Here is a 14890-nt window from a genome sequence, read left to right as displayed (position 1 = left end):
AAAGTAGGTTTCTACCGAAGGGAGCCCCGTGACCACGACCGCTGAGAAACTCGCCGACCTGCGACACAAGTTGGCCGTAGCGAGAGAACCGGCGGGAGAGGCGGGGACGGCGAAGCGGGCCAGGAAGGGTATCCCTTCCGCCCGCGACCGGATCAATATGCTGTTGGATCCGGGCACCTTCGTGGAAATCGGTGCGCTGGTGCGGAATCCGGGCGATAAGAACGCCCTGTTCAGCGATGGTGTGGTCACCGGGCACGGTTTGGTGGAGGGCCGCCCGGTGGCGGTCTTCTCCCATGATCAGACCGTGTACGGCGGTTCGGTCGGAGAGATGTTCGGCCGCAAGGTCGCCGGGATCATGGAGTTCGCGGCCAAGGTCGGCTGTCCGGTGGTCGGCATCAATGATTCCGGTGGCGCGCGCGTGCAGGAGGCGGTCACCTCGCTGGCCTGGTACGCCGAACTGGGTCGCCGCCAGGAGCCGCTTTCCGGTCTGGTGCCGCAGATTTCGATGATCCTGGGTAGTTGCGCGGGCGGTGCGGTGTACGCGCCGATCAATACCGATGTGGTGGTGGCGACCGAGCAGGCGTACATGTTCGTCACCGGTCCCAAGGTGATTCGCGAGGTCACCGGCGAGGATGTGAGCCTCGAGGAGCTCGGCGGCGCGCGCAATCAGGCCGAGTACGGCAATATCCACCATGTCGCGAAAGATGAAGCGGCAGCGTTTCAATGGGTGCGGGACTACCTCGGCTTCCTGCCGTCCAGCTGTCAGGAACTCGCCCCGATCGTGAATCCCGGCTTGGAGCCGGAGATCACCGAATCGGATCTGGAACTGCGCGCCATCGTCCCCGATGCCGATAACGCGGGCTACGACATGCACGACATTCTCATCCGCATCTTCGACGACGGCGACTTCCACGAATTCGGAGAATCCGCGGGGCGCAACGTGATCTGCGGTTTCGCTCGGGTGGACGGTCGCCCGGTGGGTGTGGTCGCGAATCAGCCGCTGGTCTACGCCGGAGCCCTGGACGCCCGCGCCTCGGATAAGGCCGCGCATTTCGTCCGGCTCTGCGACGCTTTCGAACTCCCGCTGGTGTTCGTGGTCGACACCCCCGGTTTCCTACCCGGTGTCGAACAGGAGAAGATCGGCGTCATCAAGCGCGGCGGCCGGTTCATCTTCTCGTTCGTGGAGGCCACCGTACCCAAGGTGACCGTGGTGATCCGCAAGTCCTACGGCGGCGGTTACGCGGTCATGGGTTCCAAACAGCTCGGCGCGGACGTGAATCTGGCCTGGCCGACCGCCCGCATCGCGGTGATGGGCGCGGAATCGGCGGTAACCCTCATCGGCGCAAAGTCTTTGGACGCGGCCCCGGAGGAACAGCGTGCCGCCATGCGGCAGCAGATGATCGATTTCTACAACGCCACCATCGCGACGCCCTGGGTGGCGGCCGAGCGCGGCTATATCGACGGCGTCATCGATCCGGCCTCGACCCGGCTGGAAATCCGCCGTGCCCTCCAGGTGCTGCGGGATAAGTCGCTGCCGCGCAACCCCCGTAAACACCACCTGCTGCCCCTGTAGGCCGCGGCTCGCCGATTGTGCTGAATCGGTCGGTCGGGTGGGGTGGATGTGAGAGCCTTCAGCTATGAGTAGCTCACCGAAGGCATTGCTCGAAGGCGGACCTGACGGGCTGGAACAGCGGATCGTGCCCATTACGCCGCCAGGTATCGAGTTGAGGGTTGCGCACGGGGGCGGGTACGAGCGGTTCAAGGTGACGCCGCGGTGGGAGGACACCCCGGAGGGCAGTCTCCCGGTCTACGAGTGGGTGGCGCACACCGAGCACTGAGCCAGATAAAGCACCGAATCAGGCCGGAGCGGCGCGGCGGATGGGCTGTCGCGTCGGGACCGGATCGTTGGTCAGGAAGTCGGCGATCAAGGGGTAGACCTCGTTCGGCTTCTCCATGACCAGCAGGTGCGAGGTGCCGGGAATGATCGCGAGTTCGGAATCGGCGATGGCCCGGTACAGCGCGATGGTGTGTTCCAGCGAGACGGAGTCGTCGTCACCGGACATGACCAGCGTGCGGGTGGAGACGGCCTTCAGATCCTCGGGGGTGAGATCGGGCTGCGTCTCCCACATTTCGGCCAGTTTGCGGGCCACGATCGGGAAGTGCTCTTCGCCATCGGGTGAGACCGCGCCGTAGTTGGAGCCCAGGTAGCGCATGGTCTCTTCGTCTTCGAAACCGTCCAGCACGCCCGGCAGAATGCCGTCGTAGTGGAAGTTTCCGCTGATCAGCACGAGTTTGCGCACCAGGTCGGGGCGGCGCAGCGCCACCAGCAGGGCCACGTTCGCGCCGTCGCTGTGCCCGATCAGATGCGCGGGTTCGCGGACGACCTGTTCCAGGAACGCGATGGTGTCCTCGGCCATGACGTCATAGGAGATCGGACCCGGCACATCGGGGGTGTGCCCGTGGCCGCGGCGGTCGTTCGTGTACACCCGGAAACGCCCGACGAGGGACGGCATGGCGGGGGCGAACATTCGCGAATCGACGAAGGCGCCGTGCAGCAGGACCACGGCTTCACCGTCACCGTGCACGTCGTACCAGGCCGCCACATCGCCGAGTTGCATGTTCACCATGGGCTCTATCCTCCCGGGTGGGTCGCGCCGGTCTCACAACGGGTGCCCACTGGTGGTGAGCGGATACGAATCCCTTCCGTCATCCCGGCATGTTTTTGGCCGGGATCCACACGGTCAGCCGAGGTCGGCTAGGTGTGGATCCCGGCCAAAAGAGTGCCGGGATGACGCAATCAGGCCCGGAGCTTGCCCGGTGACCAGAGTCCCGACCGGGTTTCGGTCCCGGTCTGGATCTCCGCGGGATTCGCCGTGTAGTACGGCGTGTACTTCTCCAGCGAACCCCAGTCGCGCGCCCAGTTGTCCTTCAGATAGGTGGGCACGGTCTCCGAGGAGCCGAGCATTTCCGCCCAGCCCAGCGGTCCGCCGAATTCCTCGGCCTGCCAGGTGTTGGTGGAGCTGATGGCGAGCGGCCGGTCCGGCAGGATGCGGAAGTTGGGCACCTCGGCGACGCCGTAGCGGTGGTCGAACGGCCGCTGGCACGGGAATTGCAGGCCGACCGCCCAGTCCTCCAGGATCGGCTGTTCCGAACCCAGGTAGCTGTTGAGCGTCTGCAACTTCGGCATGCGCGGCGGGGTGAACGCCAGCCACTGATCACCGATCAGGATCGGATCGTTGGCATTGATGCGAATCACGTTCGCATCGCCGGGCAGCGCGTCCACCGGCACCCGCAGATTGCGCCAGGACGGGGCCGGGCCGATGTCCTGCGGCCGGTAGTTGCCGGGCAGCTGGCTGACCGTTCCGTCCGCGTTCTGATGTCCGAACTCGACCAGCAGCTGCTGTCCGTAGGTCATATTGCCGGTGTCGTCGAAGGACATGATGCGCCCGGCCGCCGAGATCACGATGAGCGGTGAATCGGACGACCGCGCGGGCAGCTGATACCAGCTGGAGATCAGGCTGGCGGGCTGCTGCACGCCGTCCTGCCAGCTGCCCATGATCGGGGTGGTCGCCGGGTCCAGGCCGAACGGCAGTGCCACGGTGGATCCGTTGACGCCCTCCGCGCCCTTGCCGCCGCCGGTGCCGGCGTTCTGGCCCTTCTCGAAGGCGGGGCCGACGGTCTGGTTGGAGGTGTTGCCGGTGCCCGGCTTCACCTCGACGCTGTCGGCGTCGAGCTTCTCGGGAACTCCGTTGGGGGAGAAGCCCTTCGGATCGGCACCGGCGAGCGGATCGCCGTTCAGCGGCGGATGCGCCGGATCGATGACCGGAGTCAGGTTGCCGCCGTTGACATTCGGCTCGACCAGCACGTCATTGGCGAGGCCGCAGCCCTTGCCGGACAGCGCGTCGAAGTTGGAACGGGCCAGCGAGTACGCCGGGTACTGCGTGGCCGCGCCCTTGACCAGCGACAGCACCTCGAACGCCACCATGAGCGCCGCGACGACCGTCAGTGGAATGGCCGCGAATTTGCGAACTCGCCTGCCGCGCGCGGTCTTTCCGTTCGCCATCGGCTTGGCGTAGCCCTCGCGCAGCGATTGCCAGGCCACCACCGCGAGCGCGAGCCCGAAGAACACCAGCATCAGCGTGTTGGACTGGAAGCCGTGCAGCGAGACGCGCTTGTCGAACCACGGCACGCCGTAGCTGGAGACGTACCAGTAGCCGTTGATGCCGGAGAACGCCAGCGCGAGGGTGAACATCAGCCCGGCCAGGAAGACCGAACGGTTCTTGCGCGAGCGCAATGCGGTGGCGGACACCGCGACCGCGGTCACCGCCGCCAGCGCGCCCGCGATGCCCGCGTACGAACCGAAGTGGTGGGTCCACTTGGTCGGGTTGAACATCATGAAGAAGATGGTTCCGAAGACCACGCCCAGCAGTCGCCAGGTCGGTCCGGAGGCGATACCCGGCACCTGCCGCCTGCGCAGCAGCACCAGCAGGGTGGTTACCAGGCACAGGATCATCACCAGGAAGGCGAAGCGGCGGGCCAGCGATCCGTCGACGGTCTCGACGAACAGGTAGTAGTACCGCAGATAGTCCTCGTACCAGGCCAGATTCGGCCCGGTGGCCTGCCGTACCCGGTTCGCCTCCATGATTCCGGCGAAGGTCTGATCGCCGAAGACGACCACCAGCACCAGCACTCCGGCAGCGGCGATGGGTGCGAGCAATGCCAGATCACCGAATTGTTTACGCCTGCGCACCGCGATTCGCACCAGCGGCCGGATACCGGCGAGCAGTGCGGCCACACACATCAAACCCGTCGGCGCGGCGGCCAGTGTGAAGGCCGCGACCAGGACCGCGACCGCGGCGGGCAGCAATCGTGAAGTGGCGATGGCTCGTTCGATCGACACCCAGGTCAGCAGCGCGCCCAGCGCGACGATGGGTTCGGAGCGCAGGCCGTTGTCGTAGGGCAGCCAGAAGGCCAGGAACACCAGTCCGCCGGTCCACAGCGCCACCTTGGAGGTGGCGACCCCGCGCCCGAGCCGGGGCACCACCTCGCGGCTGATGACCAGCCAGCAGAGAATGCCGCAGAGCAGGGCCGGAATTCGCACCCACGGGCTCGCGGTGGAGATTTCCGAGAACGCCTGGATGACGTAGTAGTACCAGCCGAACGGCGCTTCGGGGACGCCGAACCAGCGGAAGTAGTTGGCCATATATCCCGCGTGCGGTGCGACGCGCACCATGGTCAGGATGTAGCCGTCGTCAGATGTGTTGGCGCCCACGAAATGCCAGAGCACCAGCGTGCCGATGATGCCGCCGTCCGCCCAGGTCGGCTGCAGCCAGTGCCGGGGGAAGATGCGCCGGTGCCCGCGCCCGTCGCTGGTGTCGAGTACCGCCAGCGCGCCCATGGCCAGCAGGGTCAGCAGCACGGCCGCGATGATGGCGACCAGTTTGATGAGCGTCGGCGACGAGGAGAACCGCGAATCCACATTCATGTGGAACGAAAGGCCCTGCGGCACGTCACCTTTCAGATCGGTGAAGACGCCGACCACCTGCGGCCGCAGATCCCCGAGCAGCGAGTTCTCCACCGGCACGGTGACGAGTTCGCGGCCGCCGTCGGCGGTCGGCTTCTCGATGGTCCGGTTGAGGCCCTCGAATTTCGCGTAGGTGCGTTTGGCATCGGATTCGATGACGATGGCGGAGCATTCGCTCATCTCCGAGCGCTGCGCCGACACCACGACCGCATTGCGGTCGAGCACGTCGACGGTGTCGCCGGAGACGCGGACGAACAGCCCCTCCAGGTCCGCGCCCTTACCCTGCGGCGGCGCGGTTGCCAGCAGAATGCCGCCGCGCGGATCCAATTGCCCGATCGCGGAACAGGGAATGGTGGCGCTCAGATCGATCGGCACCTGCGACATGAGCGGCGCGTCGACATTGCCGAGCGTTCCGTTCTGCGGCCAGTTCACCACCGCGGTGGTCTGGGTGACCGGAAGGAACGGCGTCGCCAGCGCGAACAGCGCACCGAGCACACCGGCGACGATCGCGATCATCTTCGCGATGCGGAAGTCGCGCGGCGTCGCGGTGGGAATCGGCGGCGTTGGCGGTTTGCTCAATACAGCGGAGGCGTCGGGCACGGTTGCTGATGGTATCTGCCCCCGGCCCGAGTGGCGCTCTTCACTCCGGCGGCGCGACACGTATGCCGTGTCGCATCCGATTCCGTCCGTGTCGTCGGTTACTTGGCCCTGATCGGCGAATCCTTGGCGAGCCCCGATCGCGTCTGCACCGTCACGTCCGGCACCGCCTGTACGGCGTCGGGGACGTACGGGGTGAACTGTTCCAGCGAACCCCAGTCCCGGCCCCAGTCATGGTTCAGATAGGACGGTTTGGTCTGCGATTTCAGCAGCAGTCCGGTCCAGCCGAGCGGCCCGCCGCCGATATCGTCCTGCCAGGCGTTGGAGGCGTCCGCGCCGGTGCGGTCGGGCAGGATGCGCCACTGCGGCACCTCGGCGATGCCGTCGTGATGGTCGAACGGGCGCTGGCAGGGGAAGGCCAGACCGACGTGCCAGTCCTCCAGCACCGGAGCCTGCTGCCCGACAAGGGAATTCAGGGTCTGCAATTTCGGCAGTCGAGGAGGGGTGACAGCCAGCCACTGTTTGGGTGTTATGTCCGGATCATTGGCGACCAGGCGGATGCTGTTGGCCCCCACCGGAATATCGGCGATCGGCACCCGCAGATTGCGCCAGGACGGCGCGCCACCGATATCCAGCGGCCGGATCCGATTCACCTCGCTCATGGAGCCGTCGGCGGCGCGGGTGCCGTATTCCACCCACAGGTCCGCGCCGTAGGTCTCCACGTGGTCCTTGTTGATCGAGCGGATCCGCCCGGCCGCGGTCACGATGAGCACCCGGTAGGCGGGATCGTCGCGGACACTGTCGGACAGGTCGACCTTGTACCACTCGGTGGTGAGCTTGGCCGGAGCCTGATCGCTCTCGGTGTAACTGCCCATGACCGGCGTGCGCGCCGCGTCCAGTCCGAACGGCAGTGCCACGGTGGAGCCGTTGACGCCGGCCTGCGCGGTCTTGCCGCCGCCGGTGCCCGCGCCGGTGGTGTTGGTGGTCTTGTTGTCGTCCTTGTTCACCGAGTTGGCCCCGCCGGTGACGGTTTCCTCGGCATCGGCGGTGAGGTCGGCGGCGACCCCGTTCGGGGTGAATCCGGTGTTCGCCGCGGCCAATCCGTCGGCGTCCGGACCACTCCACGGTCGCAGCAGCGAGTCCGCGGTATTCGTCTCCACCAGCACGTCATTGGCGAGAGCGCACGAATCACCGGTCAGCGCGTCGATATTCGACTTGGCGATGCTGTACGCCGGGTACTGGGTGACGGCCGCCTTGGCCAGGGACAGCACCTCGAACAGCACCAGTAGCGCGGCCGCGATGGTGAGCGGCATGCTCGCGAATTTGTCGAAGGCGCGCACCGGTTTCGGCTGCCGGTACGGTTCGCGATAGTGCTGGAAGGCGGCGATGAGCAGGCACACGATGGCCAGGCCGAGGAAGAGCGTGGACAGGCCCTTGCCCGCGATCAGCGGGGCCTTGTCGAACCACGGCACGCCGTAGCTGGACACGTACCACCAGCCGTTGGGTCCGGTGAAGGTGATGGCCAGCAGGAACAGCACCGCCGCGCAGAACAGCGTCCGATTGCGCGGGGAGCGAATCCCGTTGACGCCCACCGCGACCGCCGCCAGCGCCGCCACCGATCCGGCGAGTCCGGCGTAGACGCCGAAGTGGTGCGTCCATTTGGTGGGCGTGAACATCATCAGGAACAGCGACATGAACACGATGCCGAGAATGCGTGTGGACGGTCCGCGCGAGGCCCCCGGAATCCGGCCGTTCTTGCGCAGCATCACCATGACGCAGACGCCCAGGCACAGCAGCATGGCGAGAATGCCGAACCGGCGGGCCAGCGATCCGTCGGGGGAGAGCATGAGCAGCGAATCCCAGCGGGTGCGTTCGTCGAACCAGGCCACATTCGGCCCGATGATCTTGCGCACCCGGGTCGCCTCCAGCACCGAGGCCAGCGTCTGATCACCGAAGACGACCACCAGCACCAGGGTTCCGGCCGCGATGCCGGGCGCGAGCAGTGCCGCGTAGCGCAGCAGCGCCGATCCGGTGCCCTTGGCCTGCTTGATGATCACCTGCAGTACCGGCCGCGAGCCCGCGATGAGCGCGGCGATGCAGATGAGCCCGGTGGGCCCGGCGGCCAGCGAGAAGGCCGCGATCAGCACACCGACGGCGGCGGGCAGCAGTCGTCCGGTGGCGATGGCGCGCTCGATGGAGCACCAGGTCAGCAGCGCGCCCGCGGCGATGATCGGTTCCGGTCGCAGCCCGTTGTCGTAGGGCATCCAGGCGGCCAGGAACACCAGTGCGGCGGTCCACACCGCGACATTGTCCCGGCGCACCCGAGCGCCCAAGCGCGGCAGCACTTCCCGGCTGATCACCAGCCAGCACACGATGCCCGCGAGCAGTGACGGCAGGCGCATCCAGGGGCTGGAGTCGCTGATCCGGGTCATCCAGACCAGTACCTCGTACGGCCAGCCGAACGGTGCTTCGGCGACACCGAACCAGCGGTAGTAGTTGGCCATGTAGCCCGAAACCTTCGAGGCCCGAGCCATATTCAGGATGTAGCCGTCATCGGAGGTATTGGCCCCGATGAAATGCCAGAGCACCAGCGTGCCCAGTGCCACGCCGTCGACGAGCCGGAAGCGCCACCAGTGCGCGGGCAGGAACCGGCGTGGTCGCCGCCCGTCGCGGGTGTCGAGCAGATGCAGCGCGTACAGCGACAGCAGTGTGAACAGCACCGCGCCGATGATCGCGGCGTATTTGAGCCAGCTCGGGCTGGAGGTGAAGCGGGCGTCGATATCCGCCTGTGCCGCACCGGTTCCGAGCTGTGCGCGGCTCAGATCGGTGAACATGCCGACCACCTGCGGCCGGGTGTCCCCGCCCACGGTGCCGACGAACGGCGTGCCGTCCTTACGGCTGACGCCGGTGAGTTCGACCCGGGTCTCGACAGCATCGGAGTGCAGGGTCAGCGCCGTGCAGTCCTGGATTTCCGCGACCGGCGCGGACAGCAGCGGGATATTGCGCAGCAGCACCGACAGCGTGGGTGCGGCCTCGGCCCCCTCGTCGACCTTGATGACCAGGCCCTTGTCGATGGCCTTGCCCGAGGCGACCGGCACCGTGGAGAACAGCGTCCCCTTCGGCAGTTCGCGCAGCGCCTGGCACGGCAGGTTCACATCCAGGTTCAACGGCACATAGGACACCAGCGGCGCGTCGATATTCGCCGAATCCCCCTGTGGCCAGTGCACGGTGGGCCGGTCCTGCCGGACGGGCAGGATCGGGGTCAGCACCGCCAGCAGGAATCCGAGAATTCCGGATACCACGGCGAGCAGTCGGACTCGATGAAACGCTCGGGTGTCTTCGCGCACGAGTGCCGATGCTATCGACCCTGCTCGAGTACGCGGCGCAGCCGGGCTACCGCGGCGTCGAAATAACCTGTGCCCCCGCCGCGTTCATCCTCCCCCGCGAGGTGGAAACTGGCTCTTCCGGTGGAAACACGTCAGGATGGTTGTTATCCGAACTGGGCGAGGGGCCGGGCCGGGAGATTACGAGGGAGCATGACCGAGCTGCGTCCGGGCGAAGTGATCGCCGGGTTTGTCATTGCGCGGCGAATCGGTGCTGGTGGATCGGGCGTCGTGTACGCGGCGCGGCATCCCCGGCTGCCCAGGTTGACGGCGTTGAAGATTCTGAAGCGCGATGACGTCACCGGGGCCGATGAGGTGTGGAAGCGATTCGAGCGCGAGGCCGATATCGCCGCGCACTTCGACCATCCGAATATCGTGCAGGTGTACGACCGGGGTATCGAGGACGATCGGTTCTGGATCTCCATGCAGTACATCGAGGGCACCGATGCCGGTGAGCTGCAAGGTATTTCACCGGATCGGGCGCTGCGGATCGCGGAGGAGATCGGCGGTGCGCTGGATTACGCGCACGGTAAGGGCGTACAGCACCGCGATGTGAAGCCGTCCAATATCCTGATCGCCGACTCGGACAGCGGTCGCCCCGAGCGGGCGCTGCTCACCGATTTCGGCATTGCCCGGCTGCGGGATGAGACGACCAACCTCACCCATCCGGGAAATATCTCGGCGACCTTCGCTTTCGCTTCGCCCGAACAGATTTCGGGGAAACCGGTCGGTCCGAGATCGGATCAGTACTCGCTCGCCTGCACCCTGTTCGTCCTGCTCACCGATCAGCGCCCGTTCACCGCCGACAATCTGCTCGGCTGGGTGCATGCGCACACGCAGGGAAAACCACTGCGCGTCAGCGATATTCGGCCCGATTTGCCCGCCGCGCTGAATCCGGTGTTCGAACGCGCCCTCGCCAAGGACCCGGACGATCGCTATCCGAGCTGCCTCGAATTCGCCGAGGCCGCCACCGCCGCCTACTACTCGGATCCGTCGCTGGCGGTCACCGCGCCCGCCCGCCTCACCGCGCGCGGGTCCGCGGCTGCGGCCGCGTCAGCGCCGCGAAAATCACTGGCACGCTTGGTATTCCGCAAGCAGATCGCCGTCGCCGTGGTTACGGCCGCCATTGTCGCCGCCGGGGTGAGTTTCGCGCTCTACCGCACCGGTTCCGAACCGGTGCCCGTCGACAGCAGCTCGGTCCCGGACAAATTCGTGGGCACCTGGCTCGCCACCGAGGGTCAGACCAACTATCGCCTGATCGTGCAGCAGGGCCGGGTCGGCGATTCGATTCTGCGCAATCGCGTGGATGGCGTGCTGCCCAACGGTTCTCCCTTCCACTGCGAGTTCGCCGCCCCGCTCGGCCAGGTGCCCGCCGATGGCGACCGGCTGCTCATCGGCACCTCCGAGATCGTCGACCGCGAACCCGCCAATGCCTGCCGCGCCAACGGCCCCACCACCCTGACCCTGCTCTCGGACGGCCGAGTGAGCCGCAAAACCGATGTGAGCGGGCTGATCACGTACACCAGCGCGGGCGCGGTCGCCGATTCCTGGGGCCGCGATCACGAACCCATCGCACAGGCCTTCACGAGCCTGATCGGGCAACTGGCGTCCACCGGCAGTGCGGTGGGCTGGCAGGGCGCGAACTGCCAGAAACTCGATCCCGGTGCCGGGGAACCGGCGCGCGGTGCGCACCGGGTGCAGTGCAATGCCCAGGACCCGACCGGTCAGGTGCGCTTCAGCCTCCTGGACTTCGGTGCCCGTCCGGCCCAGTCGGTGGCGGCGCTGTTCTTCGACGGCAATGCCCGCACCCGCTCGTTCACCCATCAGGATGTGGCCGGCGCGCTGACCGTCACCACCGGAAACGGCGTGGACCCGGCCACTTTCACCGATACCGACACGCGGAACGCGATGGCCGCGGTCAGCTTTCCGGACGGCGATCCCAGATCACGTTTCGTGCTACTGCTCCGCTGGCCCGGCCACACCGTCGATAATGTGTTGAGCGACTGGCTTTCCCGAGCGCCGCTGAAGTAGGTGCGTCATGGCGGAATTGCGTCCCGGCGAGGTGATAGCCGGGTATGTCATTCAACGCGGTATCGGTGTGGGAGGCTCCGGCGCGGTCTACCTGGCCCGCCATCCCCGACTACCCCGGCTGGCCGCCATCAAGGTCTTCGGCAGCGACAAGGTGCACGCCGATGCCGAGGCGTGGAAGCGGTTCGAGCGCGAGGCCGATATCACCGCGCGCTTCGATCATCCGAATATCGTGGCCGTCTACGACACCGGGGAAGACACCGGGCGACTGTGGATCTCCATGCAGTACGTGGAGGGTAGGGACGCCGACGCACTGCGCGGCACCCACCCCGAACGGGCGCTGCGCATCGCGAGCGGGGTGGCCTCGGCGCTGGACTACGCGCACGGCAAGGGCGTGCTGCACCGCGATGTGAAACCGTCGAACATCCTGCTCTCCCCGGCCGAGGACGGGCGGGCCGAGCGCGCGCTGCTGACGGATTTCGGCATCGCCCGGCTGCGTGACGAATCCACCCACCTCACCCGGACCGGGGATGTGGCGGCGACGTTCGCGTATGCCTCGCCCGAACAGGTCTCCGGTCGCGATCTCGATCCGCGCACCGATCAATACTCGCTGGCCTGCACGCTTTTCGTACTGCTCACCGGGCATCGGCCGTATATGGCCAAGGATCTCGCGGGCTGGGTGCTCGCGCACACCCAGATCCCGCCGCTGCGCATCACCCAGGTGCGCCCGGATCTGCCGCGGGCGCTGGACTTCGTTTTCGATCGGGCGCTGGCCAAGAATCCGGAGTACCGGTTCGGCGGTTGCGCCGATTTCGTGGATGCCGCGTGGACCGCCATGTCCGGGCCGGTGACGGCCGAGCAGTTGCCCTATATCAGTGCGCCACGGCCGATTCCGCCAGTCGATCCGGCGCGAATGAAGACCACGCTGCGCGCATCGGGGTTCGCCCGCCCGTATCCGCAGCCGGAACCGACCCCGTCGCCGGTTCCGGTTCCCGAGCGCGGCGGCTCGCGAGTACTGGCCGGAGTGCTCGGCGGCGCGGTCGCGATCCTGCTCGCCGGTGGCGGCTTCCTGCTCGCCTACAAGCTGGAGAGCAATGGCAGCACGCCGGGCGCACCGCTGTCGGCCATCGTGCAGACGGCGGCGACCGCGCCGGTCACCCCGGCGTTCACCGCGCCCACCGCCACCGTGCCGACCGCGACCACCGTCGCCACACCCGCCGGTCGCGTGCCCGCGGCCTTCCTGGGGGAGTGGACCGGGTCCAGCGATCAGAACGCCGACGACTACCGCCTCACCATCCGGCAGGGTGAACTGAACCAGGTGGTGGAAACCTCGACGGTGTACCGCAACGGAACCCTGGTGTGCAGCTTCGACTATCGGCTACTGGATGTCTCCGCCACCGATATCACCGTGGGCAACGGCATAACCACCAGCGGCGGTTCCAACTGCCATCCCCAGACCACCCAGGTACTGCGCCTGACCGGCGGGCAGATAGTCCGGGACCTGGATATCAGCGGTCACGTCACCTATACCCGGGTCAGTTGACCAGGCCGCGCACATCCCAGAGCCAGACGCCGTCGACACGTTCGGCCGGGATTCCGATCAGCTGATCCACGGTGTACCGCAGCACATCGGCATTGTCGGTGGGCGGCAGCACGATCACATCGGCCTGCCAGAAACGCAGGTCCGCCAGGGCCTGCGCCTTCACGGTGTCGTCGATGACCGGAACCTTGTTGGACTGCTGTGCCTTGATCAGCAGGCTGGCGGTCGGGCGATCATCCGGACCGTATCGCCCCTTCTTCTCGGTCCCGGTGGGCCCGACGAAATAGCCTCCGGCCAAAGGGAATTGGAAGTCGGCACGGGTCTGCCATTGCAGCGCGCGAGCGTCCGGCGGCGTGGGCGGCGGCGCGATCACCACCGAACCGTGCGAAACATACTGCCGCACAGTGCCGTCGGTGAAGAACTTCGGCGCGGCCGGACGCTGCACCACCGGCAGAATCGTGGGCGTGAGCGGCAGCAGCGCCAGCACCACGGCCGCGAACCAGGCCAGCGGCCGCCAATCGGTGGCGGACACCCGCCAATAATCCAGGGCGCGTTGGGTTCCCATGGCGAGCACGATCGCGATGGCGGGAATGGCCGCCATCGTGAACCGCGATTCCAGCACCGAGTTCAGCAGTGGCACCTGCTCGAACCAGTGCCACGGCATGGTTATCCCGGTGTCGCGCTTACCGATCGTCAGGGTGGAGCCCAGCGACAGCACGGTGCCCGCCACGATCACCGCGACCGCGGCCCGCACCACCCGCTCGCGCCACATGAATACGGCGGCCAGGAGCACCAGCAGCAGGAGTGGCCAGCCGAAATACGAGTTCTCCTCGGTCGGATTGATGGCCACGTTCTGTCCGTGCTGGAACACCCCGCCCAGGGATTCGGACGGGAATTGGAACAGCGCCTTGAGATCGTTCTGCATCGGCCCGTGATCGATGGACCGGTAGGACTGCGGGCCGAAGAACTGCCACCACAGCGGAATCTCGGTGAACGCGATGGTGATTCCCGCCGCCAGCAGCACGGTCGGCGCGACGGTGCGCACCGCACGCCAGCCGGTGCGCGGCGCGTGCAGGTAGTAGACGAACGCGAAAAGCCCGAAGGCCAGGGCGAAAATGAGCAGCGGTTCCTCGCCCAGCGCGATCTGCAGGGCGATCAACAGGCCCAGAACGAACGCGTCGCGCAGTCGGCGGGCCTTACGGGTCTCGGCGGAGTTGCCCGCCTGCCGCGCGACCCGGATGAGCTGCAGGGCGATCAACGGAAGCAGCGCCAGCACAACGAAATTCGGATGCGCGTTGGCGTGCGAGATCATGGCGGGCGCGAACCCGCAGAACACACCGCCAACGGCCGCGGCGAATTTCGAGGTGACGAGTTCCCGGGAGAACAGCCAGTACCAGGCGAACGCGGTGCCGAACAATCCCAGCGTGAGCACCAGGACGAAGGTGACGGTCGGCCCGAACAGCAGCGTGACCGGCGTCAGCGGGACACCGACGCCGAACATGGCGGTATTGGCCATCATGTTCACGCCGTCGGGATAATTCTGCAGTCCGGTGCCGAGCGGATTCTCCAGATGCGCGATCTTGTGCGCGGTGACCGCGAAGAACCACTCCCACATGGTCTGGTCCTGACCGCTCTTGATCAGGTACCCGCGATCGGTGTGCAGCCACTGCCCGGACAACACCAGCACGGCGAGCGAGAGGTATGCGGTGGCGGCGATCAGGTCGGCGCGGGCGGTGCGCACCCGGTGCGCGACACGCTGCCCGCGAGTGCGCTCCGGGGCAACAGTTTTCGGTACTGTTCGATCCAGAACGGTGTCGA

The 14890-nt window shown here is 66.8% G+C and carries 8 protein-coding genes; 4 read left to right on the top strand and 4 right to left on the bottom strand.

Features of this window, described 5'->3' with window-relative positions:
- Positions 1–28: 28 nt before the first annotated feature.
- On the top strand, positions 29–1573 hold the full coding sequence (locus ACFVUS_RS20590) for an acyl-CoA carboxylase subunit beta (RefSeq protein WP_387768349.1): 1545 nt from the start codon (positions 29–31) through the stop codon (positions 1571–1573).
- 64 nt (positions 1574–1637) lie between these two features.
- Positions 1638–1838, top strand: a complete 201-nt coding sequence (locus ACFVUS_RS20585; RefSeq protein ID WP_330184029.1) for a DUF5988 family protein — start codon at positions 1638–1640, stop codon at positions 1836–1838.
- A gap of 18 nt (positions 1839–1856) precedes the next feature.
- Here the strand turns inward: ACFVUS_RS20585 and ACFVUS_RS20580 are convergent, their stop codons facing one another.
- The 3 genes from ACFVUS_RS20580 to ACFVUS_RS20570 form a co-directional block, all read right to left on the bottom strand.
- Positions 1857–2627 carry an alpha/beta fold hydrolase gene (locus ACFVUS_RS20580; RefSeq protein WP_387768344.1) on the bottom strand — a complete coding sequence of 257 codons (771 nt, stop codon included), beginning with the start codon at positions 2625–2627 and terminating at the stop codon, positions 1857–1859.
- Between the two features lie 170 nt (positions 2628–2797).
- Positions 2798–6124: an arabinosyltransferase domain-containing protein gene (locus tag ACFVUS_RS20575; RefSeq protein WP_387768341.1), complete on the bottom strand. Its 3327-nt coding sequence runs from the start codon at positions 6122–6124 to the stop codon at positions 2798–2800.
- A 98-nt stretch (positions 6125–6222) separates the two neighbouring features.
- A complete protein-coding gene (locus ACFVUS_RS20570) occupies positions 6223–9468 on the bottom strand; it encodes an arabinosyltransferase domain-containing protein (protein ID WP_387768338.1) in 3246 nt (1081 codons plus the stop codon).
- A 189-nt stretch (positions 9469–9657) separates the two neighbouring features.
- Here ACFVUS_RS20570 and ACFVUS_RS20565 point away from each other — a divergent pair, with 189 nt between their 5' ends.
- Positions 9658–11535 carry a serine/threonine-protein kinase gene (locus ACFVUS_RS20565; RefSeq protein WP_387768334.1) on the top strand — a complete coding sequence of 626 codons (1878 nt, stop codon included), beginning with the start codon at positions 9658–9660 and terminating at the stop codon, positions 11533–11535.
- Between the two features lie 7 nt (positions 11536–11542).
- Positions 11543–13075 (top strand): serine/threonine-protein kinase, encoded by a 1533-nt coding sequence (locus ACFVUS_RS20560; RefSeq protein ID WP_387768331.1) that lies wholly within the window; start codon positions 11543–11545, stop codon positions 13073–13075.
- On the opposite strand, the gene ACFVUS_RS20555 is transcribed toward ACFVUS_RS20560, so the two are convergent.
- A complete protein-coding gene (locus tag ACFVUS_RS20555) occupies positions 13068–14879 on the bottom strand; it encodes a DUF6541 family protein (protein WP_387770056.1) in 1812 nt (603 codons plus the stop codon). The genes ACFVUS_RS20560 and ACFVUS_RS20555 overlap by 8 nt on opposite strands.
- Between the last annotated feature and the right edge of the window lie 11 nt (positions 14880–14890).

Origin of the sequence: Nocardia sp. NPDC058058, assembly GCF_042885355.1 — a bacterium.
Lineage (GTDB): Bacteria > Actinomycetota > Actinomycetes > Mycobacteriales > Mycobacteriaceae > Nocardia.
Note: the sequence above shows the minus strand (reverse complement) of the source record. Positions and strands in the feature narration are given on the sequence as shown.